Raw genomic sequence first — 228 nt, 5'->3', positions numbered from 1 at the left:
TTGCCGAACCACTTCTCGTAGATGGCGTCGTACTGGCCGTTGGACTTGAGCGTGGCCAGGGCCTTGTTGACCTGCGGCACCAGTTCGCTGCCCTTGGGGAAGGCGATGCCGTAGAAGTCGCCGCTCTTGGCCGAGCCGGGTACCTTGACGCGGCGCTTGCCGGCCGTGTTGGCGTAGTACTGGGCGTTGGGCGTGTCGTGCACGGCGGCATCGACCCGGGCGGTGGCC

The 228-nt window shown here is 67.1% G+C and carries 1 protein-coding gene; it reads right to left on the bottom strand.

Annotated elements, in window-relative coordinates; all coding sequences use genetic code 11:
* Positions 1-228, bottom strand: a 228-nt coding sequence (locus R0J88_RS24320; protein WP_410901504.1) for a transporter substrate-binding domain-containing protein, incomplete at both ends; no start/stop codon positions are given.

The sequence above is a fragment of the Pseudoalteromonas sp. SIMBA_162 genome (assembly GCF_046535955.1).
GTDB classification, from domain to species: Bacteria; Pseudomonadota; Gammaproteobacteria; order Enterobacterales; family Alteromonadaceae; genus Pseudoalteromonas; species Pseudoalteromonas marina.
The sequence above is the reverse complement of the archived record's forward strand: the minus strand, read 5'-3'. Positions and strand labels throughout refer to the sequence as shown.